We start from the raw sequence: 22943 nt of genomic DNA on the forward strand, positions 1-22943 counted from the left end.
AACCGCCCTCTTCCGCTTCACAAGGTGATGGACAGCGGGAATAAAGGCTACGCCTCCATGGCCGGGAAGGTCAGGTCGAGCAAGGTCATCGTCGCGTAAGTCACATCGGAAATCTTGTTTCAGGGCTTGATATGGCGGGAAACAAGCGTGGTTCCGCATGTGAGAGGGTGCACAAACCCGGGCCCGGCGCGCCGTCCCACGAAGGGTGGCGCGGGCCTGCCCCTGATCACACGTGTCCAGCTGCGCCGCAGCGGCGGCGACCGTCGTGGATCTTGTGCTTCCGGTTCGGACTTTACGTCAACTTGGGGCGGAAGTCAGTCCCGGGAGGGTGACGATGATCCGGCAGCCCCGCTCGGATTCGGCCACACCGATCCGGCCGCGGTGCAGATCCACCGCCCAGCGGGCGATGGCCAGCCCGAGTCCCGTGCCGCCGTCGCTGCCCGGGCCGTGCGGCCGGGTGACCGCGCCCCGGTTGAAGCGCTCGAACACCCGGTGCCACTCGGACCGGGGGATTCCGGGACCCTCGTCCAGGACCTCCAGCTCCAGCGACTCCGGCTGCGGCCCGCGCCGCGCCTTCACCGTCACGCGGCCGTGCGGCGGGCTGTGCTTGACCGCGTTGTCGATCAGGTTGGCGACGACCTGGTGGATGCGCTCGGGGTCCGCGTGCGCGGTCAGCTCGGGCGGCGAGACGTCCAGGTGGAGGTGGACGTCGGTGCGCGTGTGGCTGCCGGAGCCGGAGGCGATGCCCGCCCGTGCCGAGGCCACCATGTTGGCCTCCTTCAGCACGCCGGACAGGTACGGCCACACCTCGAAGCGGCGCATCTTCAGCGGGACGACGCCGTTGTCCAGCCGCGACAGGTCCAGCAGGGTCTCCACCAGCCGGCCCAGCCGCTCGGTCTGCTTCAGGGCCGTCCGCATGGTCTCCTGGTCGGCCTCGGTGACCCCGTCGACGATGTTCTCCAGCACCGCGCGCAGCCCGGCGATGGGCGTGCGCAGCTCATGGGAGACGTTCGCGACCAGCTCCTTGCGCTGGCGGTCCTGGGCCTCCAGCTCGTCGGCCATGACGTTGATCGTCCCGGCCAGGTCGCCCAGCTCGTCCCGGCGGTTCTCGCGGACCCGGCGGGTGTAGTCGCCCTGCGAGATCGACCGGGCCACCGCGTTCATCTCGTCCAGCGGCGAGGTCAGCGAGTGCGCCACGAACTGCGTGATCAGCAGCGTGGCGATCATCGAGAAGACCGTGATGAAGCGCAGCTCGGTCTTGGTGTGCACCGCGATCATCGACAGACCGGTGGTGATCAGCACCGAGATGACGACCAGCGCGCCGAGCTTGGTCTTGACCGAGAACGGGCGTACGCCGCCCCAGGGGTCCTCGCCGGGGCTCCCGGGGCTCCTCCGTGCGGCCTGCCGCCCGCCGTCGCTCATGGCGTCGGTGTCTCCAGGGCGTAGCCCACGCCGTGCACCGTACGGATCCGCTCGGCGCCGATCTTCCGGCGCAGCGCCTTGATGTGGCTGTCGACCGTGCGGGTCCCGGAGGCGTCCGCCCAGTCCCACACCTCGGCCAGCAGCTGCTCCCGGGAGAGCACCGCGCGCGGGGTGTTCGCCAGGCACACCAGCAGGTCGAACTCGGTCGGCGTCAGGTGGACGTCCTCGGACTTCACCCGCACCCGGCGCTGCGCGTGGTCGATCTCCAGCTCACCGAGGCGCAGGATGCCGGAGCGGGGCGTGGTGGCGGCGAGGGCCGCCCGCTCCACCCGGCGCAGCAGCACGTGCACGCGTGCCGCCAGTTCGCGCATCGAGAACGGCTTGGTCATGTAGTCGTCCGCGCCGACGCCGAGACCGACGAGCATGTCCGTCTCGTCGTCCCGCGCGGTCAGCATCAGCACCGGTACCGGCCGCTGCGCCTGGACCCGCCGGCAGACCTCGAGACCGTCGAAGCCCGGCAGCATGATGTCGAGGATCAGCAGGTCGGGCTGCCAGGCCTCGGCCGTGTCGACCGCGGCCGGACCGTCCACCGCAGTCTGTACGAGAAATCCCTCGGCACGCAGCCGGGCCGCGATGGCGTCGACGATCGTGGGGTCGTCCTCGACGACCAGCACCCGGCGCTGAGCGCCCGGGGTGCTCGTCGCCGCGCCGCTCTGGGAGGTGTGTGTCTGCTCCATCGCCCGCCCCTGCTTGTTGCTTTCCGGAATCAGTGGGGTGATCCCATGTCTGCGATCGACGCTTGGTTGATCCGTTGAATGATCCGCGTCAGGGCAGCACACTACGGGGATCCGCCGCGCTGCCGCTATCCAGGGCGGACCGCGAGGTGCACAGCGTCCGGAACGCCCCGGGCAACCGGCACCTCTTCGGTACGCACCTGCCGGAACCCGGCATTCCGCAAGCTTCCTTCAAAATCCGGAGAGGGTGCGGCCGACCACACCGCGAGCACCCCGCCGGGCTTCAACACCCTTGCGCAGGAAGCGAGTCCGGCCGGGGAGTACAGGCTGTCGTTGCCGTCCGTGACGGTCCAGCCGGGCCCGTTGTCGATGTCCAGGCACAGCGCGTCGAACGTGTCCGACGTCTCAGTGACGTAAGGAACGAGATCGCCCTGGACGACGTCGGTGCGCGGATCGGTGAGCGCCGCGGCGGACAGCCGGCCGAGCGGTCCGTCCCGGTGCCAGCCGATCACCGCCGGTTCGCGCTCCACCACGGTGATCCGCCCCCAGCGCCGGTCCGCGGCGGCGTGTGCGAGCGAGAACCCGACGCCCAGCCCGCCGAGCAGCAGCGCCGGCCCCGGCCGCCCGTCCAGCGCGTCGTACGCCGCGTCGACCAGCAGCCGCTCCGAGCGGCCGTCGGAGGTGTCCATCAGGAAACACCCGTTGGCGATGATCTGGAGCAGCGCGCCGTGTCTGCGCAGCACCACCTCGCCGTACGGGCCGTCACGCCGGTCGAGGACCACGGGAGTGTCGTACGCGGCAGTCATGCCCCCATCCTGCTTGAACGTGTCCTGTCGGGTACGGGAATTGCGGATGACGGTGGCGCGGCCCCGGTGCGACGTACTCGTCCGAGGGGCGTACGCCGGGGTGCGGACGCGAGCGGAATGTAGGAGGTTGCTGAGAATCGGCTTCCGCGTGGCGTCGGTCATAGACATGCGGCCGGTCGAGCCTCAATGGTGGGCGCGACGGAAGGAGTGCCTCATCGTGGAACGGACCGCGACGGGCCCTGCGGCGGCCGCGTCCCCGCCCCCGGCGGGCACGCCCCTGTCCGACGGTGCCGCCGTCGTCCCGGCCCCCGTGTTCGAGGGCCTCCTGGACGGCATGCCCCGCCAGCGCGGCCCCGAGCCGGTGGCTCCCTCCGCCACGCTCGGCCCCGCGCCGGCGGCTCCCGTGCCCGTCGGGGCACCGCGTCCGGTCCCGGCCGCCCGGCTGTGGCGGCTGCTGCCCACCCCGGCCGCCACGCCCTTCACCTTCGGCTACGCGGCCCTCCTCGCCGTCACCTCCGCCGTCGCGGCCGTGGCCGACCCCGGCCTGATGAACACGCTCTACCAGGGCTCCAGCACCGACGTGGCCCATCTGGTGCAGTCGCCCGCGGTGGTGCTCCTGGCGAGCGCGCTGTGGATCGCGGGCGGGATCCTCTCGCCGTACAGCGCGGCCTTCGTGCTGGTGCTCACCGCGCTGGAGCGGCGTATAGGCGGAGGGCGCGCGGCCTGTGTCTTCCTGGCCGGGCACGTCCTGGCCACGCTCGCCACCGAGGTCCCGGTGGGCCTCGCCGTCCTGGCGGGCCATCTCCCGGCCACGTCCCTGCACCGCCTCGACTACGGCATCAGCTTCGGCGTGGCCGCCAGCATCGGTTCCCTGGCCGGTCTGCTCCGCCCCTGGTTCCGCTGGCCCCTGCTCACCGTGGTGGCCGGGCTGCTGCTGAACGACCTGGCCGAGTTCGTGGACCCGATGACGGACTGGGGCCACCTGATCGCTTTGACGATAGGCGTCCTGAGCTGGCCCCTCGTGCGCCGCTGGGCCCGCGCGGTCTGACCTCTCACTGCTTTCACCTGCATGGATCTCTACGTCACCTCCTGATCGCTCACAGCGAACACGTGGGGGGAACACCAGCCCCTGCCCAGAGGTTGAGTCGGCATAGCTCAAGTTGACTGCCGAAGGGGAGATCATGGCTGCTGAGTCCACGGCGTTCACGCTCGTACTGCCCGTGCTGCCGCTCGACGACGAGGTCGTGCTGCCCGGCATGGTGGTTCCGCTGGACCTGAGCGACGCCGAGGTGCGGGCCGCGGTGGAGGCCGCACAGGCCGCCGCCCGGTCGGCGCCCGGGAAGCCCCAGGTGCTGCTGGTGCCACGCATCGACGGCACGTACGCCAAGACCGGTGTGCTCGGTACGGTCGAGCAGGTCGGCCGGCTGGCCGACGGCGACCCGGGGGCTCTGATCCGCGGCCGCGGCCGGGTGCGGATCGGCGCGGGCACCACGGGGCCCGGCGCGGCCCTGTGGGTCGAGGGCGCCCGGATCGAGGAGAGCGTGCCCGAGCCGCTGCCCGGTCAGGTCGCCGACCTCGTCAAGGAGTACAAGGCGCTGGCCACCAACTGGCTGAAGAAGCGCGGCGCCTGGCAGGTCGTCGACCGCGTCCAGGCGATCGAGGACGTCTCCGCGCTCGCCGACAACTCCGGATACTCACCGTTCCTCGCCATCGAACAGAAGGTCGAACTGCTGGAGACCGCCGACCCGGTGGCCCGGCTCAGGCTCGCCGCGCAGCAGCTCCGCGACCACCTCGCCGAGCAGGACGTGGCCGAGACCATCGCCAAGGACGTCCAGGAGGGCGTCGACAAGCAGCAGCGCGAGTTCCTGCTGCGCCGCCAGCTGGAGGCCGTCCGCAAGGAGCTGCGCGAGCTGAACGGCGACGGCACGGACACGGCCGAGGAGTCCGACGACTACCGCGCCCGCGTCGAGGCCGCCGACCTGCCCGAGAAGGTCCGCGAGGCCGCGCTCAAGGAGGTCGACAAGCTGGAGCGGTCCAGCGACCAGTCCCCGGAGGGCTCCTGGATCCGCACCTGGCTCGACACGGTCCTGGAGCTGCCCTGGAACGAGCGGACTGACGACAGTGCTTCCGCCTACGACATCCAGGGCGCCAAGGCGGTCCTCGACGCCGAGCACGCGGGCCTGGAGGACGTGAAGGAGCGGATCACCGAGTACCTGGCCGTGCGCAAGCGGCGCGGCGAGCGCGGCCTCGGCGTCATCGGCGGCCGACGTGGCGGTGCTGTGCTTGCCCTGGTCGGTCCGCCTGGTGTCGGAAAGACCAGCCTGGGAGAGAGTGTCGCCCACGCGATGGGGCGGAAGTTCGTCCGCGTCGCGCTCGGCGGCGTCCGCGACGAGGCCGAGATCCGCGGCCACCGGCGTACGTACGTCGGCGCGCTGCCCGGCCGGATCGTGCGCGCCGTCAAGGAGGCCGGGTCCATGAACCCGGTGGTCCTGCTGGACGAGATCGACAAGGTGGGCTTCGACTTCCGCGGCGACCCGGCCGCGGCCCTGCTCGAAGTCCTGGACCCGGCGCAGAACCACACCTTCCGGGACCACTACCTGGAGGTCGAACTCGACCTGTCCGACGTGGTGTTCCTGGCCACCGCCAACGTCCTGGAGGCCATCCCGGAGGCGCTCGCCGACCGGATGGAGATCGTGCGGCTCGACGGCTACACCGAGGACGAGAAGGTCGTCATCGCCCGGGACCACCTGCTCCCGCGCCAGCTGGAGCGGGCCGGCCTGCGCGAGGACGAGGTCACGATCGACGAGGGCGCGCTGCGCAAGCTCGCCGGCGAGTACACGCGCGAGGCGGGCGTCCGTACCCTGGAGCGCTCGATCGCCCGCCTGCTCCGCAAGGTCGCGGCGCAGCACGAACTCGGCGAGCGGGAGCTGCCGTTCACCGTCCGGGACGCGGACCTGCGCGGTCTGCTCGGGCGTCCGCACCACGTGCCCGAGTCCGCCCAGGACCCGGCCGAGCGCCGTACGTCGGTGCCGGGCGTGGCGACGGGCCTCGCGGTCACGGGAGCGGGCGGCGACGTCCTCTTCGTGGAGGCGTCGCTGGCCGACCCGGAGACGGGCGCGGCGGGGCTGACCCTGACCGGTCAGCTGGGCGACGTGATGAAGGAGTCGGCGCAGATCGCGCTCAGCTTCCTGCGCAGCCACGGTGCCGAACTGGAGCTGCCGGTGGCCGACCTCAAGGACCGGGGCGTGCACATCCACTTCCCGGCGGGCGCGGTCCCGAAGGACGGGCCGAGCGCGGGCATCACGATGACCACCGCCCTCGCGTCCCTGCTCTCCGGCCGGCTGGTCCGTCCGGACGTGGCGATGACCGGCGAGGTCTCACTGACCGGCCGGGTGCTGCCCATCGGCGGTGCGAAGCAGAAGCTGCTCGCCGCCCACCGCGCCGGGGTGACCACCGTGATCATCCCCAAGCGCAACGAACCCGACCTGGACGACGTCCCGGCCGAGGTGCTGGCCACGCTCGACGTCCACACCGTGACCGACGTCCGCCAGGTCCTGGAACTGGCGCTCGCGCCCGCCGTGCACGGCGCGGCCCCGGAGGTTCCGGTCGCGGCGTGACGGACGCGGCCGGACGGACGAAGGCCCGGGTCCCGTGAGGGAGGCCCGGGCCTTCGCCCTGCGCTCGTCCGCTCGTCACGGGACGAGCGACTGCTGTGCCGCCGGCGTCGTACACCTCGCAGATCAGCGTGGCGTCCTGGTGGATCAGCCGGAGCAGGATGGGCGGGCGGCCGTAGCGGATGGCGTCGGTGACCAGCTCGCTGACCACCAGCTCGGTGGTGAACGCGGCCTCCGTCAGGCCCCACGCGGACAGCTGCTCCTCGGTGAGTCGGCGGGCGCGGGCGACCATGGCGCGATCGTCCGCCGGCTCCCAGGCGGCGACCCGGTCCGCGTGCAGGGCGCGGGTGCGGGCGACGAGCGGCGCGACGTCGTCGTCGGGGCGGTGCGCGAGCACGCCCAGTTCCACGAGCCGGCCGTCGCGGTGGCGCAGCGGGACGGTGCCGTTCCAGCGCTGCCGGCCGGCCAGGGCGCGGCGGGCGTCGGCGGGGGAGTCGTAGCCGAGCAGGCGCCGGGCGCCCTCGTTCCAGCTCGTGAGGATGCCCTGCTTGTCGATGGTGGCCGTGGCGGTGTACGTCGCCTGCCGCTCCTGTCGCTCCGTCGCCGCACATCTCGCCTTGTCCGGCGGGCTCTCCCCGACCAGGATCGGCCGGTGCGGCGCGGAGCACCAGCGCAGCGGCCCGCGCACGACGTGGCCCCCGCGCGCCGGCGGGGGCCACGAAGAGGTCACCGCGTCAGGCGTCAGCCGTTGGCCAGTGCCTGCACCCGGTCCAGCGCCCCGTTGAACTTGTCGTGGTCGCCGACCGTCGGGCCCGAGGAGGTGTACTGCCACATCGTGTAGTACCCCCAGCCGGCCGGCAGCGTGCCCGGGTCCGAGGCGTAGCGGGCGATCCACAGCGGGTTGTTCGCCGCGAAGCCGCCGTAGTTCCCGGTGCAGTCGACCCACCAGCTGGTCGCCGTGTAGATCACGGCGTCCCGGCCGGTGCGCGCCTTGTAGGTGTTCAGGAAGTCGGCGATCCAGCCGACCATCGCGCTCGCCGACTTGCCGTAGCACTCGGCGCCGTACGGGTTCCACTCGATGTCGAGCGCGCCGGGCAGTGTCCTGCCGTCCTTGGACCAGCCGCCGCCGTGGTCGACGAAGTAGTTCGCCTGGGTGGCGCCGCTGGTGGTGTCCGGGGTCGCGAAGTGGTAGGCGCCGCGGATCATGCCGACGTCGTACGAGCCGTTGTACTGCTGGGCGAAGTACGGGTTCGTGTAGTACGTGCCCTCGGTGGCCTTGGTGTACGCCCACCGGACCCCGCTGCTCCACAGGGTCGACCAGGCGACGTTGCCCTGGTAGCCGGCGACGTCCACGCCCTCGGTCTGGGTGACGGCACCGCTGGTGGGCGAGCCGCTGCTGCCGTCGTGCGCGAAGACGCCCATGCCCATGTGGGCGGAGCCGCGGCTGGGCGCGGTCGCGGTGGCGGCCTGGGCCGGGGTGAGGGGAAGAGTGAGGGAGAGCGCCGCGAGCAGGGCCGTGAGGAGAGCGTGGGGGGTGCGGACGGTGCCGGGTCTGAGCACGGGCATGGCGTGCCTCCGGAGGGAGAGAGGTGGGGGGAGCGACGAACACGTGGGGGGTCGTCCCACTGAGCGTGGGCATGCCATTCATTGCCTGGTAAAGAAGCTACGCACGTAGATGACGGCGTGGGAAGGGGGTCCGGGCGCCGCCGTTGGTCTACGCCTGCGAAATACTTACGGAGCTGCGGCAATGACGGCGTTTGACAGAAACTTTCAGGATCGCGAAACCGAGCAGGGGTGCTGACGTGCACGAGCACGGAAACGACGGCGCACATCGTGCCGCCGGGCAGATGACGCCCAGTGGTGCAGACCAGGAATTCCTGGCGCTGGAGCGGGAGTTGACCGTGCTCCTGCGGCGCGCCCGGGCCAACCAGGGCGAGATGGCCCGCGAGGTCCATCCCGACCTGGAGTCCTCCGCGTACGGGCTGCTCATCCGGCTCGACGAGTGCGGCGGCCAGCGGGCCACGGAACTGGCCGGCTATATCGGCGTCGGCAAGGCCACCATGTCCCGCCAGCTGCGCGCCCTGGAGGAGCTGGGCCTGATCGCCCGCGAGCCGGATCCCGCCGACGGCCGCGCCTGGCTCGTCACCCTCACCGACGAGGGCCGCGGCCGGGTCGGCACGGTGCGCGAGGCCCGCCGTGCCCGCTACGTCAGCCAGCTCGCCCACTGGGACCGCCACGAGGTCGCCGAGCTGGCCCGGCTGCTGCACCAGCTCAACGGCGTGATGGAGAAGTAGGGGTAAAGGGGGTACGCGGTAGCCGCGGAGCCGTGACGGCGCACGACACACGGCTCACAGCTCCGCGTACACCACCGTCGCGTCGTCGTGCGTCTTGCTCCGCCGCAGAAAGGCCCGCTCCTCGCTGTCCGCCGTCTCCAGCTCCCGCACCCGCTCCACCAGCGACCGGGCGCCGTCCTTCGCCACCAGGTCGAACAGGGCCGTCCAGTCGCCCTCGTGGAACGTCTCCGTCCACCGGGTCGCCCCGTCCGTCAGCGCGACCAGGGCCCGGACCCCGGTGCGGGGCACGGTGCCGGTGACCGCGCGGGCGGATACGGCGGGGTCGGCGGCGGCCGTGAAGAAGCCGCCCTCCTTGTTGCGCAGGTCCGCGTCCACCAGGGCTTCCGTGGCGAGCGCGGTGCGCGGGAGCCGGGCCAGCCGGTCGTCCAGCACCGGCGTGACCGTACCGTCGGGCGCCGTCAGCAGCAGCGCGGAGTCGGACAGCACCAGGTACTCGACGGTCTCGGCGGACCAGCGCGCCAGGGCGACGGTTGCCTGCGGGGTTCGCGGGTGAGAAAGGTCACAGGTGTCCGCATGGGCCTCGGCCGTGCGGGCGATGGCCCGCGAGAGTATCTCCGGGAGCGTCAGATCTCGCCCCGAAACGGTCAGTTCGGTCAGCGCGCCGCCGAGCCGCGCCGTGAACCAGGGGACGGAATGCAGACACCCCGTCCCACCCCTCGGCGGTGTCACCCCGTCCAGGACGATCACACAACCGCCCTGTCCGGAGGCGGGTAGTCCGACACCGGCGAAGTCCTCGTTGGGGCGGTTCGCGTCGCCGGGCTCCGAAACGAGTTCAGTTCGCATCCAGCCAGTCTGCACGAGGCTTTCACAGCCTCCGTCAAAGGCTGGCATGCGCCGCCGAATTGCCACGACCCCGCAGGTCAGCCGCCTGCTTTGGGGGGGAATCCACCCTTCCGGGAACACGTGGGTGGCGAATACTGCCAAAGCATCCCGCGCGCGTCCAACCGGCGTGCCCCGCGGCAGTCGTGCACGCGCCACAGGAACTTGCCCGCCAACTCCCCAGCGATGTTCACTCCTTCGAGTGGCGGGTCAGGTGATGCACGACCACTGCCCACCGGCGCTGGGAGGGTCGGGAACCGTACGAACCGGGTGTACGCACCACTTGGCACCGAGATGACGGGGCGCCACCCGGACCCCTTGGTAGTCGAGTTCAGGAATGCGAGCACCGGTGCAGAAAAAGCGGCCTCGGCGCACAGGCAGGCAGACGGACCCCGCGGGGACCGCCCAGCAGACCCCCGTGGGCACCGGCCGCCCCACTCATGTGCGCAGCCGGCTGATCGTCGCCGTCGCCGTGGTGGCCGCCGCCGTCGCGGGCGCCGGGACGCCGTCCCTCCTCACCGCCTCCGGGGACGTCAGCGACGCGCAGAGTCTGGTGACGCTGGCCGGCCGGACCCAGGACGCGCTCGCCCTGGCGAACTCCCTCGCCGACGAGCGGGACGAGGTCACCACCTACATCGCGGCCGGGCGCGTCAAGTCCAAGGCACCCTCCGAGGACCGCAGCGCCCGCGTCGACCGCCAGGTCGAGGACCTGCGCGGCACCTCCGACACCCCGGCGAGCCTGCGCGGCGAACTCGACGGCATCGCCGCCGTCCGCCACTCCGCGCTCACCGGCCAGACCACGGCGCTCCAGGCCCACCAGGCCTACTCGCAGACGATCGCCGCCCTGCACAAGGTCGCCGAGCAGCTGGCCGACCAGTCGACCCCGCGGGCCGGCTCCGGCGCCCACGCGCTCGCCGAACTGGACACCGCCGTCCAGCAGTCCGCCGCCGCCCGCGGCCTGCTGCTGGCCGCGCTGAGCGTGCCGGGCGCCACCCGGACGGTGATCAGTCCCGTCACCGGCCTGCCGGTCACGACCTCCACGGCGACCGAGGCCGACAGGAAGCAGCGCGACGCCCTCACCGCCGCCGCCCAGCAGGCCCGGCTGCGCGCCGACGTGGCCCTCGCCGACTTCCGCGAGACCGCCCCGCAGTCCGCCGTCGACTCCTACGACTCGACCGTCACCGGCCAGGACGTCGACACCGCGGAGAAGTACCTGACCACGCTCACCGCCCAGCCCACGCTCACCGACAGCGAGCCGGCCACCAGCGCCAAGAAGGTGGACGCGGCCCTGTCCGCGCGGGTCGACCTGATGCGCGGCGCGGAGTCGGCCCTCTACGACCACCGCACCAAGGACCTGGCGCAGCTCCGGGACGACGACGTCACGGCGCTGGAGATCCGCATCGCCGTCCTCGGCGCCCTGATGCTGGCGGCGGTGGGCATCGCGACGGCCATGGCCCGCACCCTCACCCGCCCCCTGTCCGTGCTGCGCCGCGGCTCGGCCCGCCTGGCGGAGCCCGGGGACGCGGCGACGCGGGAGCCGATCGTCTTCACCGGCCGCAACGACGAGTTCGCCCAGGTGGTCCGCTCGGTCAACGCCCTGCACGCGCACGCGGCGGCCCTGCACGAGCGCGTCGCCACGCTGGAGACCGACCGCAAGCACCTGGTCGGCCAGCGCCAGAAGATGGCCGACGCCCGCGAGGAGCTGCGCGCCGAACTCGCCGATTCCGCAGCCCAGTTGACACGGCTGCGCACCAGCATCGGCGGCACGTTCGTGAATCTCGCCCTGCGCACCCTCGGCCTGGTCGAGCGCCAACTGGCCGTCATCGAGGGCCTGGAGGAGCGCGAGCAGGACCCCGACCGGCTGGCCACGCTCTTCAAGCTCGACCACTTCGCCACGGTCATGCGCCGGCACAGCGAGAACCTCCTCGTCCTCGCGGGCACCGAGCACGTCCAGCAGCACCACGGCCCGGTCCCGCTGGTCGACGTCGTCCGCGCGGCGGTCAGCGAGATCGAGCGCTACGAACGCGTCCGCATCGCCTCGTTGCCGCCCCACGCCCACGTGGCCGGCTTCGCCGCGGACGACCTCTCCCATCTGCTCGCCGAACTGATGGAGAACGCCACCTCGTTCTCCCCGCCGGACCTTCCGGTGGAGGTCTCCGGCTGGCTCCTGGAGTCCGGCGAGGTGATGCTCTCCGTCCAGGACGAGGGCATCGGCATGGCGACGGACCGCCTCGACCACCTCAACGCCCGCCTGGCCGAGTTCGACCCCGAGTCCCACTACGACAACGAGGGCGACGCCGGTCTCGGCCTCGGCCTGTACGTCGTCGCGCGCCTCGCCCACCGGCACGGCGTCCGGGTGCAGCTGCGCGAGCAGAAGCAGGGCGGTGTCGCGGCGGTCGTCGTCCTGCCCGCCACCCTCCTCACCCAGGCCCCGTCGGCCGCGCTTCCGCCGCGGACCACGTCGATGAGCGGCACCGGCACCTTCTCCCTCCCCGGCGCCGACGCCGAGGTGAACTCCAACGTCCTGCACGCCCGCGCGAAGGGCGCCGACCTGCTGGTCGCCCTCGCGGAGGAAGCGGTCCGGGCGGAGACGGCCGGCGCCGAGGCGGACGAGCCCGCCGAACACGGGCAGGCCGAACCGGGCACGGCCCAGCACACGGAGACCCGGCCGAAGGCCCCGGCGGAGACGTACGCCGAGACGACGATGGAGCTGCTGCTCCCGGACGTGACCCAGCCCCCGACGGACCCCGCCCCGCCCCCGGCGTCCACCGGCCGGCCGACGCCCGCGCCCGCCGCCGCGCCCCCGGGCCCGGCGACTACGCCCCCGGCGTCCACCGGCCGGCCGACGCCCCCGGCTACCACCGTGCCCCCGAGCCCGGCGCTCACCGCCACCTCGACGCCCACGACCCCGCCGTCCACCGGCCGGCCGACGCCCGCGCCCGCCGCCGTGCCCCCGGGCCCGGCGACTACGCCCCCGGCGTCCACCGGCCGGCCGACGCCCGCGCCCGCCGCCGCGCCCCCGGGCCCGGCGCCTACGGACCCGGCGTCCGTGGACCCCTCGACGGCCGCACCTGCCCCGGCTCCGGCGCCCACGGCCCCGTTGCCCACGCGCCCGTTGCCCACGCACCCGGCGGACGCCGACGGCGGAGCCGAGGCGGGCGCCGTACGGGCCGAGGCTCCGCAGGAAACGGCCGACGCGGAGGAGCAGGTCACCAGCAAGGGCCTCCCCAAGCGCACCCCCAGGATCACCGCCCCCGCCCAGGCCCCGCGCCAGCGGACCGGCAGCGTCGACGCCGATGCGCTCCGCCGCAGGCTCGGCGGCTTCCGCAGCGGCGCCCAGGCCGGGTACCGCGCCGTGGAGGCGGAGATCGAGGAGCAGACCGCCGGTCACCGCCGGCCGACCGCTTACGCACACGCCGAAGAAACCACGGGGGGCACAGCCGAGGAGGCAAGCAGTTGACCGCGCCCAGTACCTACGGACTGAGCAGTGAAGCCCGCAACCTGCACTGGCTGCTGACCAATCTGGTCGAGGAAGTGCCCGGCATCCAGTCCGTCGCCGTGGTCTCCTCGGACGGTCTGCTGCTGCTCTCGTCCGATCCGGGCCAGGCGGAGCAGTCCCGGCAGCGCCGCCCGGCGAAGGGCCCCCGCGGGTCCTCCGCCGACCTCGCCACCATCGTCTCCGGCATCGGCAGCCTCACCATCGGCGCCGCCAAGCTGATGGACTTCGGCGGGGTCAGGCACACCATGGTCGCCATGGAGGAGGGCAGCCTCTTCGTGATGTCCATCAGCGACGGCTCGCTGCTCGGGGTGCACGGTTCCGCCGAGTGCGACATGAGCGTGGTGGCGTACCACATGGCCCTGTTCGTCGGCCGCGCCGGCCACGTCCTCACGCCGGAACTCCGCTCGGAGCTACGGCAGTCACTGGAGTCCCAGTCGACCGGGAGCGCGCGATGAGCGGCACACCGAACAAACTCCCCGTACGCGGCGGCGACCGCAAACCCGCCCGCGTCCGCCCCTACTCGCTCACCGGCGGCCGTACCCGCTTCGGCCACGTCCTCCTCGTGGAGACGTTCGTAGCCAGCACAGCGGCGCTCGAAGCCCCCGAGGAGCGCAGGGAACTGACGAACGGCTCCCTCAACACCCGGGTCATGCCGGAGATGCGGGCCATCGTCGAACTGTGCCGCCGTATGCGCACGGTGGCCGAGATAGCCGCGCTGCTGAAGATGCCGCTCGGCGTGGTCCGCGTCCTCCTGAGCGATCTCGCGGACCAGGGAAAGATCCGTGTGTACGGCACCGGCACCGGTCACGGCACCGGCCGCCCGGACCGCGCTCTGCTGGAAAGGGTGCTCGGTGGACTCCGTCGTCTCTGACACCGCCGCCTCCGCGGCCGGCGCCTCCGCGGTCGGAGGCATCCCCCTCGTCGCCGGTTTCGCCGAGCCCGACGAGGACCTGAAGTCCTGGCAGACGGACCGCACGCGGGCCCCCATCGCCACCAAGATCGTGGTGGCCGGAGGCTTCGGCGTCGGCAAGACCACACTCGTCACCGCCGTCTCGGAGATCACGCCGCTGCAGACCGAGGCGCTGATGACCGAGGCGAGCGAGGACACCGACGACCTCACCGCCACGCCGGACAAGGTCACGACCACCGTGGCCATGGACTTCGGCCGCCTCACGCTCGACGACGACCTGGTGCTCTACCTGTTCGGCACGCCGGGCCAGCAGCGGTTCTGGTTCATGTGGGACGACCTGGTGCGTGGCGCGATCGGTGCGGTCGTCATGGCCGACACCCGCCGGCTGAAGGACTCCTGGCCCGCGCTGGACTACTTCGAGAGCTGCGGGCTGCCGTACGTCGTCGCCGTCAACCACTTCGACGGCAGCGAGCGGTTCGAGCCGGAGGACGTACGGGAGGCGCTGACGATCCCCGCGCACATCCCTGTCATGATCATGGATGCGCGGCGTCGAATTTCGGTCATCGAGATACTCCTGGCCCTGGTCGGCCACGCGCTGGACGAAACCCCCGAGTAGTCCGATCAGTTCCGAGTAGTCCCGGTTAGGAGTCCTCCCCCGTATGCGGAAGATACTCGTCGTCGGAGCCGGCCAGTCCGGTCTCCAGCTCGCCCTCGGCCTCCAGTCGCACGGCTACGAGGTCACCCTGATGTCCAACCGGACCGCGGACGAGATCCGCACCGGCCGGGTCATGTCGACGCAGTGCATGTTCCACACGGCACTGCAGCACGAGCGCGATCTCCAGCTGAACTTCTGGGAGTCGCAGGCCCCGAGGATCGAGGGGCTCGGCGTCTCGGTCTCGGCCCCCGGCTCGCACGACCCGGGCCCCACGCAGCGGGCCATCGACTGGGTGGGCAGGCTCGACGGGTTCGCGCAGTCGGTCGACCAGCGGGTGAAGATGGCCGGCTGGATGGAGACCTTCGCGCAGCGCGGCGGCCAGCTGGTCATCCACGGCGCGGCGGTCGGCGACCTCGACTACTTCTCCCGCGCCTACGACCTCGTCCTCGTCTCGGCGGGCAAGGGCGAGCTGGTCCAGATGTTCGGCCGCGACGCCTCCCGCTCCCCGTACGGCGAGCCGCAGCGTGCGCTGGCCGTGGCGTACGTCCACGGCCTGGGCCCGCGCCCCGAGCACCCCGACTTCGACGCCGTGCGCTGCAACCTGGTGCCCGGCGTCGGCGAGCTGTTCGTCATGCCGACGCTCACCACCTCCGGCCGCGCGGACATCCTGTTCTGGGAGGGCATCCCGGGCGGCCCGCTCGACGTGTTCAACGGCGTCAAGGACCCGGCGGAGCACCTCTCCCTGACCCTGGAACTCATGGAGAGGTTCACGCCCTGGGAGTACGCGCGCGCGACCAAGGTCGAACTGACCGACGCCGGCGGCACGTTGGCCGGCCGGTACGCGCCCACCGTGCGCAACCCCGTCGGCCGTCTCCCCGGCGGCGGTCTGGTCCTCGGCGTCGCGGACGTGGTCGTGGCGAACGACCCGATCACCGGCCAGGGCTCCAACTCGGCGTCCAAGTGCGCCGCCGCCTACCTCGCCTCGATCCTCGAACACGGGGACCAGGAGTTCGACGAGGCCTGGATGCAGGCGACGTTCGACCGCTACTGGAACACCGCGCAGCACGTCACCAAGTGGACGAACGCGATGCTCGCCCCGCCGCCGGAGCACATCCTGAACCTGATCGGCGCGGCCGGGCAGCTCCAGCCGGTGGCGGACCGTTTCGCCAACGCCTTCGACGACCCGGCGGACTTCGAGAACTTCTTCTACGAGCCCGACAAGACGGCGGCCTATCTGGGGTCGGTCGCCGGGGCCTGATCCGGCCGTACGGCCCCGAGGACCGGGTACGACGCCAGGGGTGACACCGTGACGCGCGCGCCCGGTCTCGGCGCCTGGACGACCTTGCCGTCCCCGACGTACAGGGCCACATGGGTCGCCTCGGGGAAGTAGACCACCAGGTCGCCGGGGCGCAGCCCGGTCAGCGGGACGTGCGTCAGCCGCTTCCACTGCTCCTGGCTGGTGCGCGGGATCGCGGTGCCCGCGTGCCCCCAGGCCTGGGAGGTGAGGCCCGAGCAGTCGTAGGAGGCGGGGCCCTGCGTCCCCCACGCGTACGGCTTGCCCAGCTGCGCCATGGCGTAGCCGACCGCGCGCCGCCCGGCCGGAGAGGCGGCGCGGGCCGTGGGCAGCGCGCCCGCGGTGGTGAGCTTCTGCTGGGCCCGGGCGACGTCCCGCTGTTCCAGCGTGGTGACCGCGGCCAGCTGCTGCGGGGTGAGACCGGCCAGCAGGCGCTCCACGTCGGCCAGTTTCGCCCGGACGGCGTCGCGCTGTGCGCGCTGTCGGTCCGCGAGCGTGAGCTGGGTGTCCAGGGCCGTGCGGGCGGCCCGGGCCAGGGCGTCGTGCCGCTTCTCGGCGCCGGTCAGCCGGGACACCTTGCGGGCCCGTTCGCGCGCCAGCCGGCCGAGGACATGACCCTCGTCCAGCGCCTGCTCCGGATCCGGCGCGAGCAGGAGCCGGGCGAAGGACCCGAGGCCGCCGGTGCTCTGGTACTGCTGGCGGGCCAGCCGGCCGGCGTCGGTCCGGCTGTCCTGGAGGTCCAGCCGGGCGCGGGCCAGCTCGCCGTCCAGCCGGGACACCACGGCGCGCTGCTTCGTCAGCTGCTCCGCGGTGGCGTTGTAGGTCTCGGTGGCCTGTTCGGTCTGCCGGTACAGCTGTTGAAGGTCCGTCAGCAGCCGGGACACGGAGCGGGGCGGGGTCGGTGCGGCCGGCTGGGCCGCGGCGGGCGCGGGCACGAGGACGGCCTGGGTCGCCACCGTCACCGTACAGGCCAGGCGCCGAAACGTTCCTGACATGTCATCACCTCGATGCGGGGAGGGGGCCCGGCGGGCGGGCTGGTCCCTCCTATCGCACCGCGATAATCAGATGTATCCGTGTGGGGCGCGCGCCGGGCGTGGGCGGTTCGGCCCACGCCTGTCACTCGTTCGCGTCGTCCGGCCGGGCGTCGTCCGGCCTGTCCGTTCGCGCGGCGGTCGGTGCGCCGGCCGGCCTCGACCACGGCCACCGGAGCCCGCCGCCGGAGGTGTCGTCCGGGTCGTGGAGGTACTTCCACCCCTGGATCAGGCCCAGTCGCCTGCTGTGCCCGCGCGGCACCCGGCGGTAGACGAGCACCGTGGGCGGACCGCCGTCCGGGTCGGGCACGGGGATGCGGTACGTCTTCGGGGGGTGCCCGGTCGGGCCGAGGGCGACCGACAGCACCCGCCCGTCCATCGGTCCGCCCTCGAAGGGGATGTCCTCGCTCTTCACAGGCTCAGTCTCGGCCATCCCCGGCGAGCCTGCCGACGAGGGCGGCCGTCTGCGGGTCCCGGCCCGCGGTGACGGTGAGGACGGCCGTGAACTGCTCCACCAGCCAGTCGCGCAGCTCCTCGACCGGGGGCTGCTTGTCCTCGTCGAGCCAGATGAGGGAGGCCGCCTCGACCGCCGTGATCCATGTGCGCACGGTCATCCGCAGCCGGGGGCCGGGGTCGGGGACGCCGAGGTGGCGGTAGATGTGCTCGGCGGCGGCCCGGCGTACTCCGTCCACGGTGGCGGTGGTGCGGGAGGTCTCCACCACGCTGCCGCCCTGGAGCAGCGCGCTGAAGCCGGTGTCGTGCTCGTCGACGAAGGCCAGATAGCGGTCGACGGCGTGGGAGAGCCGGCGCAGCAGCGGGCCCTCCAGCGGCTCGTCGAAGCACTGCTGGAGCTCTTCGGCGGCCGACCGCAGCGCGGCCTCGTACAGCTGCTGCTTGCCGCCCGGGAAGTACCGGTACACCAGCGGGCGCGAGACTCCGGCCTCCTCCGCCACGTCGTCCAGCGACACGTCCTCGGGTGCGCGGTGCGCGAAGAGGGTGAGGGCGGCGTCGAGGAGCTGGCTTCGTCGCTCCTCGACGCTGAGCCGACGGTAGGCGGGGGTGGCGGACGGGCTCATGAACCGCAGCCTAATCGCTCCGCTCGGGGAGCCGTCTTTCGTCTGCGGCTCGTCGTGGCTGGTCGCGCCCACGCTGCGGAGCCGCCCCCGCTACGCCAACAGGCCGGACGACCTCCACAGCCGCCGCCCCGCACCCCGCAGCACGCCGATGTCGTCCAGGAAGTCCGTCAGCCGCTTCGCGCCCGTCTGCATGACCTCGCGGCGGTGTCCGCTCGCCTTCACCTGGGCCGTCGCCTCCCGTTTGTCGAGGCCTACGTTCGTGTAGACCTCGGGGTTGACGAAGGCGACCGAGAAGACGCGGGCGAACTCGCCGGAGGTGACCCGGGTGAACTCCTGGGACCACTTCGGGGCGGTCAGCATCTGGCGCCGCAGCTCCTCACGGGCGTAGCGGACATGGCGCGCCTCCTCGACCACGTGGATGCGCGTGACGCCCCGGATCAGGGGCTGGACGCGCTCGTCCGGGAAGGTCAGGCGCTGCATCCAGTCCAGGACCTCCTCGCCCAGCAGGGTCGCCGTGAAGGAGCCGGGGGTGGTGGAGATGGTCTTGAAGACGCGGCCGAGGTTCAGGTGGGTGCGGCTCACCGGGTACCAGGGCGTGCCGCCGTGCGAGATCAGGCGGGCGAACATCTTCGAGTGCCGGCACTCGTCCTCGATCTCGGTGAGGGCGTAGCGGACGTGCGCGCTCGTCGCCGCCTTGTCGTAGATGTGCCGGACGAGCAGCTGCATCAGGATGAGCTCGAACCAGATGCCGAGCGAGGCCAGTGCCGCCGACTCGTGCTGGGAGAGCAGGATCCGCTGTTCCTCGCTCATCCGCTTCCACATCGGCGTGTCGTACAGCGACACGAGCTCCGGCGGCCAGAACCACTTGCCCGGCTCGAAGGGCGCGTCCCAGTCCAGCTCCTTGTCCGGGTCGAAGGAGTGCTTGGCGGAGGAGGCGAGCAGCCGTTCGGCCACCTGTTCCCGGTCCTTGAGCAGGCCGAGCGCGTCGCGCAGTCCGTCCAGCGCGTCCGCTTCCGTCAGCGTCGTCATGGCTCCCTCACCTCGTTACCCGGGGTACGTCGTCCTGCCTCTTATGAGACTGCCTGTCAGCAAGGGCGTCAATCCCTTGCGCATGACTTGTTGACTCCGCGTCTACGTGTGAGCCTGCCTGGTATGCCGACCCATGACCTGTACGCCAACGACCCCGGAGATTCCCCCTGGCAGGTGCCCGCGAGCGGCGCGGCCCGGTTCAGCTGGGAGTACGACGCCGGCCGCGACCGCCTGCTCGCCCTGTACCAGAAGGGCAAGGACAAGCAGTGGGACGGGCAGAAGCGCATCGACTGGGATCTGGAGGTCGATCCGTACGACCCGCTCGGTACGCCCGAGGAGTCCATGGCCCTGTACGGCACGCCGTACTGGGACAGGATGACCGACCAGGACAGGGGCGAGCTGCGGCGGCACTTCGCCGCCTGGCAGTTCAGCCAGTTCCTGCACGGCGAGCAGGGCGCGATGATCTGCGCCGCGCGCATCGTGGAGTCGGTGCCCGATCTGGACGCCAAGTTCTACTCCGCCACCCAGACCATGGACGAGGCCCGGCACGCCGAGATCTACGGCCGGTTCCTGCACGAGAAGATCGGGCTCGTCTACCCGATCAACGACAATCTGCAGGCCCTGCTCGGGGACACGCTCCGCGACAGCCGCTGGGACATGCCGTACCTGGGCATGCAGGTGCTCATCGAGGGCCTCGCGCTGGCCGCCTTCGGGATGATCCGGGACACCACCACCAAGCCGCTGCCCAAGCAGATCCTGGCCTACGTCATGCAGGACGAGGCCCGGCACGTGGCTTTCGGCCGGATGGCCCTGCGGGACTACTACAAGCAGCTCACCGACGCCGAACTGCGCGAGCGCGAGGAGTTCGTCATCGAGGGCTGCTACCTGATGCGCGACCGGCTGCGCGGCGAGGAGGTGCTGGAGAACTTCGGCATCCCGAAGGCCGAGGCGGCGGAGCTGAGCGAGCGCTCCGAGTTCCTCCAGCTCTTCCGCAAGCTGCTGTTCAGCCGCATCGTGCCCTGCGTCAAGGACATCGGCCTGTGGGGCAAGCGGCTCCAGCAGGCCTATGTGGACATGGGGGTGTTCGAGCTGGGCGACGCCAGCCTCGACCTGCTCATGGCCCAGGACGAGGAACTGGCCGAGCAGTTGGACGCGGAGCGCTTCGCCGCCGAGGAGCGGGAGCGGGTGGCGGAGGTCCGCGAGGCCGTCGACGCGGGGGCGGCGCAGGACTGAGCCCGCAGGTCACGGCGGCGGATCGCGGTGGCGGGGAGGTTCACCCAGGTGGAGTAGCGTGCTGGCGTGTCCATGCCTCCGCCACCGCAGCAGCCGCAGCCGTCGTACGGGCCGCAGCCTCCCTATGGCCAGCAGCCCCCGTACGGCCCGCCGCAGCCTGCCCCCGGCCCGTACGGCTCCCCGTACCCGCCGCAGCAGCCGTACCCGCAGCAGCCGTACCCGCCGCAGGCCTACCCCCAGCAGCCCTACCCGGCCTGGGGCGTGCCGCCCATGGCGGCGCCGCCGAGGAAGCGCCGGGTCGGGCTGGTCCTGGGGATCGTGGGCGGTGTCGTCACGCTCGTCGTCGTGGGGTTCGTCCTGCTCGGGGCGGCGCTCAGCAGCGGCTTCCCCGCGGCGAAGAACAGGCTCACGCTGCCGAGGACACTGGTCGGAGGGAGGTTCCAGCTGGCCCAGGACCTCTCCGACTCCGAGGGCAAGAAGATCGAGGACGAGGCCGACGGCGCCTGGGACGCCAAGGACGTCCACGCCGTGATCGCCTCGTACACCCTGAACGGCGACGCGAGCCAGGGCACCATGGCGGTGTCGGGCATGTACGGCCGGTTCAAGAACGCCGACGGCGCCCGCGCCGACATGCTGAAGGGCGCCTCCGGGGCGGACGGCATGACGGTGGCGGTGGCGCGGAAGGACTTCACGGACAGCGGCTCGCCCACGGTCAGTTGTGAGGTGCTGACGCAGAAGAGGGTCGGCGCGACCGTGACCTACCCCGCGTGTGCCTGGAACGACGGCAACACGGGGGCCATGGTCGCCTCGGTCACCCCCAAGTCGGCCGCGCAGGACCCGGCCCAGGTGGACCTCGCGTTCTACGCGAAGCTCACCCTCCAGGTCCGCTCGGAGATGATCGAGCCGATCGGCTGACGACCGTCGGGCGGTGGCCGGCCGGCACCCACCACGGCACGGCGGCCGCGGTCGCCCCCGGAACCCCGTCTCACCTCCCGAGCACCGCCCGCATCACGTCCCGCGCGATCGGCGCCGCGTTCCCGCCGCCGCTGATCTCGCCCCGGTCCGCCGAGGCGTCCTCCACCACCACCGCGACCGCCACCTGCGGTTCCAGGGACTGGTCGGCCTGCGCCCAGGAGACGAACCAGGCATACGGCACACCGGAGTTGCCGACCCCGTGCTGCGCCGTTCCGGTCTTGCCGCCGACCAGCGCGCCGGGGATGGCGGCCCGGGTGCCGGTGCCCTCCTGGACCACGTCCGTCATCAGCTCCTTGAGCCGGGTGGCCGTCGGCGGGCTCATCACCTGCCGCACCGGATGCGCCCCGCTCCCGGAGAGGATCTCACCGCTGTGCGCGGTGGTCCGCTCGATCAGGTAAGGGGAGTGCAGCAGACCGCCGTCGGCGACGGCCGCCGCGACCATCGCCATCTGCAGGGGCGTGGCCCGCGTGTTGTACTGGCCGATCGACGACAGCGCCAGCTGCGCCCGGTCCACGTGCGGGTCGAAGGTGCTGGGCGCGACGCCGAAGGGGACGCGCACGCCCGTGTCGTTGAAGCCGAACGCCTGCGCCGTGGCCACCATGTCGTGCGCCCCGACGTCCACGCCGAGCTTGGCGAACACCGTGTTGCAGGACCACTCGAAGGCCGCCCGCAGCGAGGCGTCGTCGCAGCCGTCGGCCTCGTTGGTCAGCCGGGTCGTGGTGCCCGGCAGCCGGTAGGGGTCGGGGGAGTCGGTGTCCGCGTCCAGGTCGGTGACCACGCCCGCCTCCAGCGCCGCCGCGGCCGTGACCACCTTGAACGTCGAGCCCGGCGGATAGGTCTGCCGTACCGCCCGGTTCAGCATCGGCTTCTCCGGGTCGTGGCTCAGCCGCTCCCACGCCGAGGTCACCGCCTCGCCGTTGCCGGACAGCTGCCCGGGGTCGTACGACGGGCTCGACACCAGCGCCAGGACGCGGCCCGTGGCCGGGTCGATCGCGGCGACCGCGCCCTTGCGCCCGGCGAGCCCCCGGTACGCGGCCTCCTGCGCGGCCCGGTTCAGCGTCGTCACGACGTTCCCGGCCGGACCGGGCCTGTGCGTCATGTCCTGCCACAGCGGCAGCGGCGACAGCAGCGGATCGGTGCCGGAGAGCACCCCGTCCGCGGCGTGCTCCAGGAACGTGGTGCCGTACAGCTGCGAGGCGAAGCCGGTCACCGGGGCGTACAACGGGCCGTTGCGGTAGGCGCGTTCGTAGCGCAGCTGCTCGCCGGTGTCGGTGGACCCGGTGACCGGCTCGCCGCCGACCAGGATGTCGCCGCGCGGCTGGCCGTAACGGGCGATCGTGGCACGGCGGTTGGCCGGATTGGCGTCGAAGAGGCGCGACTGCACCACCTGCACCCGGGCGGCGTTGACCAGCAGGGCCGCGAGCAGCAGCGCGCAGAACCCCCAGGCGCGGCGGATGTACCGGGCCATGGGCCGGCCGCCGTCGGGAAGGCC

20 protein-coding genes and 1 pseudogene are annotated in these 22943 nt (G+C 72.3%); 10 read left to right on the forward strand and 11 right to left on the reverse strand.

Annotated elements, in window-relative coordinates:
• Positions 1–297: 297 nt before the first annotated feature.
• From ACFC8N_RS19400 to ACFC8N_RS19410, 3 genes are all read right to left on the reverse strand, one after another.
• On the reverse strand, positions 298–1422 hold the full coding sequence (locus ACFC8N_RS19400; RefSeq protein WP_356027644.1) for a HAMP domain-containing sensor histidine kinase: 1125 nt from the start codon (positions 1420–1422) through the stop codon (positions 298–300).
• On the reverse strand, positions 1419–2159 hold the full coding sequence (locus ACFC8N_RS19405; RefSeq protein ID WP_356027647.1) for a response regulator transcription factor: 741 nt from the start codon (positions 2157–2159) through the stop codon (positions 1419–1421). The genes ACFC8N_RS19400 and ACFC8N_RS19405 overlap by 4 nt, the downstream gene beginning before the upstream one ends.
• Positions 2160–2284: 125 nt before the next feature.
• Positions 2285–2962 carry a spermidine synthase gene (locus tag ACFC8N_RS19410; RefSeq protein WP_356027649.1) on the reverse strand — a complete coding sequence of 226 codons (678 nt, stop codon included), beginning with the start codon at positions 2960–2962 and terminating at the stop codon, positions 2285–2287.
• A gap of 217 nt (positions 2963–3179) precedes the next feature.
• Here ACFC8N_RS19410 and ACFC8N_RS19415 point away from each other — a divergent pair, with 217 nt between their 5' ends.
• Entirely contained in the window at positions 3180–4010 is an 831-nt protein-coding gene (locus tag ACFC8N_RS19415; RefSeq protein WP_356027652.1) for a rhomboid-like protein, read from the forward strand.
• 133 nt (positions 4011–4143) lie between these two features.
• Complete coding sequence (gene lon, locus ACFC8N_RS19420; protein ID WP_376288872.1) at positions 4144–6579, forward strand: endopeptidase La; 2436 nt, start codon at positions 4144–4146, stop codon at positions 6577–6579.
• Positions 6580–6670: 91 nt separating this feature from the next.
• Here the strand turns inward: lon and ACFC8N_RS19425 are convergent.
• A pseudogene (locus ACFC8N_RS19425) lies at positions 6671–6973 on the reverse strand (ATP-binding protein); the annotation flags it as partial.
• Positions 6974–7317: 344 nt separating this feature from the next.
• Positions 7318–8142 carry a lysozyme gene (locus ACFC8N_RS19430; protein WP_362818626.1) on the reverse strand — a complete coding sequence of 275 codons (825 nt, stop codon included), beginning with the start codon at positions 8140–8142 and terminating at the stop codon, positions 7318–7320.
• Positions 8143–8378: 236 nt separating this feature from the next.
• On the opposite strand from ACFC8N_RS19430, the gene ACFC8N_RS19435 reads away from it, so the two are divergent.
• The gene (locus tag ACFC8N_RS19435; RefSeq protein WP_376288873.1) at positions 8379–8870 is read left to right on the forward strand and encodes a MarR family winged helix-turn-helix transcriptional regulator; all 492 of its coding nucleotides are present in this window, start codon (positions 8379–8381) and stop codon (positions 8868–8870) included.
• Positions 8871–8924: 54 nt separating this feature from the next.
• On the opposite strand, the gene ACFC8N_RS19440 is transcribed toward ACFC8N_RS19435, so the two are convergent.
• Positions 8925–9713, reverse strand: a complete 789-nt coding sequence (locus tag ACFC8N_RS19440) for a protein phosphatase 2C domain-containing protein (protein WP_376288874.1) — start codon at positions 9711–9713, stop codon at positions 8925–8927.
• Positions 9714–10086: 373 nt separating this feature from the next.
• Between ACFC8N_RS19440 and ACFC8N_RS19445 the strand changes: the two genes are divergently transcribed.
• Genes ACFC8N_RS19445 through ACFC8N_RS19465 form a run of 5 tightly spaced genes read left to right on the forward strand, consistent with a single transcriptional unit; the run spans position 10087 to position 16071 of the window.
• Complete coding sequence (locus ACFC8N_RS19445) at positions 10087–13209, forward strand: nitrate- and nitrite sensing domain-containing protein (protein ID WP_376288875.1); 3123 nt, start codon at positions 10087–10089, stop codon at positions 13207–13209.
• Entirely contained in the window at positions 13206–13703 is a 498-nt protein-coding gene (locus tag ACFC8N_RS19450) for a roadblock/LC7 domain-containing protein (protein WP_356027664.1), read from the forward strand. The genes ACFC8N_RS19445 and ACFC8N_RS19450 overlap by 4 nt, the downstream gene beginning before the upstream one ends.
• On the forward strand, positions 13700–14119 hold the full coding sequence (locus ACFC8N_RS19455) for a DUF742 domain-containing protein (RefSeq protein ID WP_071385924.1): 420 nt from the start codon (positions 13700–13702) through the stop codon (positions 14117–14119). The genes ACFC8N_RS19450 and ACFC8N_RS19455 overlap by 4 nt, the downstream gene beginning before the upstream one ends.
• A complete protein-coding gene (locus ACFC8N_RS19460; RefSeq protein ID WP_376288876.1) occupies positions 14100–14774 on the forward strand; it encodes an ATP/GTP-binding protein in 675 nt (224 codons plus the stop codon). The genes ACFC8N_RS19455 and ACFC8N_RS19460 overlap by 20 nt, the downstream gene beginning before the upstream one ends.
• 43 nt (positions 14775–14817) lie before the next feature.
• Positions 14818–16071 carry a styrene monooxygenase/indole monooxygenase family protein gene (locus tag ACFC8N_RS19465; protein ID WP_376288877.1) on the forward strand — a complete coding sequence of 418 codons (1254 nt, stop codon included), beginning with the start codon at positions 14818–14820 and terminating at the stop codon, positions 16069–16071.
• Here the strand turns inward: ACFC8N_RS19465 and ACFC8N_RS19470 are convergent.
• From ACFC8N_RS19470 to ACFC8N_RS19485, 4 genes are all read right to left on the reverse strand, one after another.
• Entirely contained in the window at positions 16044–17102 is a 1059-nt protein-coding gene (locus ACFC8N_RS19470; protein WP_362818634.1) for a C40 family peptidase, read from the reverse strand. The two genes, ACFC8N_RS19465 and ACFC8N_RS19470, sit on opposite strands and share 28 nt — an antisense overlap.
• Before the next feature lie 121 nt (positions 17103–17223).
• Positions 17224–17553: a hypothetical protein gene (locus tag ACFC8N_RS19475; protein WP_356027887.1), complete on the reverse strand. Its 330-nt coding sequence runs from the start codon at positions 17551–17553 to the stop codon at positions 17224–17226.
• A gap of 4 nt (positions 17554–17557) precedes the next feature.
• Positions 17558–18214, reverse strand: a complete 657-nt coding sequence (locus ACFC8N_RS19480; protein WP_356027672.1) for a TetR/AcrR family transcriptional regulator — start codon at positions 18212–18214, stop codon at positions 17558–17560.
• Between the two features lie 90 nt (positions 18215–18304).
• A complete protein-coding gene (locus ACFC8N_RS19485) occupies positions 18305–19243 on the reverse strand; it encodes a diiron oxygenase (RefSeq protein ID WP_356027674.1) in 939 nt (312 codons plus the stop codon).
• 123 nt (positions 19244–19366) lie between these two features.
• On the opposite strand from ACFC8N_RS19485, the gene ACFC8N_RS19490 reads away from it, so the two are divergent.
• Positions 19367–20476, forward strand: coding sequence for a ferritin-like domain-containing protein (locus tag ACFC8N_RS19490; protein WP_356027676.1), 1110 nt, complete (start codon positions 19367–19369; stop codon positions 20474–20476).
• A 72-nt stretch (positions 20477–20548) separates the two neighbouring features.
• Positions 20549–21391, forward strand: coding sequence for a hypothetical protein (locus ACFC8N_RS19495; RefSeq protein ID WP_356027889.1), 843 nt, complete (start codon positions 20549–20551; stop codon positions 21389–21391).
• Positions 21392–21461: 70 nt separating this feature from the next.
• Here ACFC8N_RS19495 and ACFC8N_RS19500 read toward each other — a convergent pair whose 3' ends face one another.
• Positions 21462–22919: a penicillin-binding transpeptidase domain-containing protein gene (locus ACFC8N_RS19500; RefSeq protein WP_376288926.1), complete on the reverse strand. Its 1458-nt coding sequence runs from the start codon at positions 22917–22919 to the stop codon at positions 21462–21464.
• Between the last annotated feature and the right edge of the window lie 24 nt (positions 22920–22943).

This window comes from Streptomyces sp. NPDC055966 (assembly GCF_042269865.1).
In the GTDB taxonomy this organism is placed as follows: domain Bacteria; phylum Actinomycetota; class Actinomycetes; order Streptomycetales; family Streptomycetaceae; genus Streptomyces.

Excerpts from the sequence above, each read along its gene's own strand:
- ACFC8N_RS19400 (WP_356027644.1), bottom strand. The coding sequence starts at position 1,422 with ATGAGCGACGGCGGGCGGCAGGCCGCACGGAGGAGCCCCGGGAGCCCC.
- ACFC8N_RS19405 (WP_356027647.1), bottom strand. The coding sequence starts at position 2,159 with ATGGAGCAGACACACACCTCCCAGAGCGGCGCGGCGACGAGCACCCCG.
- ACFC8N_RS19410 (WP_356027649.1), bottom strand. The coding sequence starts at position 2,962 with ATGACTGCCGCGTACGACACTCCCGTGGTCCTCGACCGGCGTGACGGC.
- lon (WP_376288872.1), top strand. The coding sequence starts at position 4,144 with ATGGCTGCTGAGTCCACGGCGTTCACGCTCGTACTGCCCGTGCTGCCG.
- ACFC8N_RS19430 (WP_362818626.1), bottom strand. The coding sequence starts at position 8,142 with ATGCCCGTGCTCAGACCCGGCACCGTCCGCACCCCCCACGCTCTCCTC.
- ACFC8N_RS19440 (WP_376288874.1), bottom strand. The coding sequence starts at position 9,713 with ATGCGAACTGAACTCGTTTCGGAGCCCGGCGACGCGAACCGCCCCAAC.
- ACFC8N_RS19445 (WP_376288875.1), top strand. The coding sequence starts at position 10,087 with ATGCGAGCACCGGTGCAGAAAAAGCGGCCTCGGCGCACAGGCAGGCAG.
- ACFC8N_RS19455 (WP_071385924.1), top strand. The coding sequence starts at position 13,700 with ATGAGCGGCACACCGAACAAACTCCCCGTACGCGGCGGCGACCGCAAA.
- ACFC8N_RS19465 (WP_376288877.1), top strand. The coding sequence starts at position 14,818 with ATGCGGAAGATACTCGTCGTCGGAGCCGGCCAGTCCGGTCTCCAGCTC.
- ACFC8N_RS19470 (WP_362818634.1), bottom strand. The coding sequence starts at position 17,102 with ATGTCAGGAACGTTTCGGCGCCTGGCCTGTACGGTGACGGTGGCGACC.
- ACFC8N_RS19480 (WP_356027672.1), bottom strand. The coding sequence starts at position 18,214 with ATGAGCCCGTCCGCCACCCCCGCCTACCGTCGGCTCAGCGTCGAGGAG.
- ACFC8N_RS19485 (WP_356027674.1), bottom strand. The coding sequence starts at position 19,243 with ATGACGACGCTGACGGAAGCGGACGCGCTGGACGGACTGCGCGACGCG.
- ACFC8N_RS19490 (WP_356027676.1), top strand. The coding sequence starts at position 19,367 with ATGCCGACCCATGACCTGTACGCCAACGACCCCGGAGATTCCCCCTGG.
- ACFC8N_RS19495 (WP_356027889.1), top strand. The coding sequence starts at position 20,549 with ATGCCTCCGCCACCGCAGCAGCCGCAGCCGTCGTACGGGCCGCAGCCT.
- ACFC8N_RS19500 (WP_376288926.1), bottom strand. The coding sequence starts at position 22,919 with ATGGCCCGGTACATCCGCCGCGCCTGGGGGTTCTGCGCGCTGCTGCTC.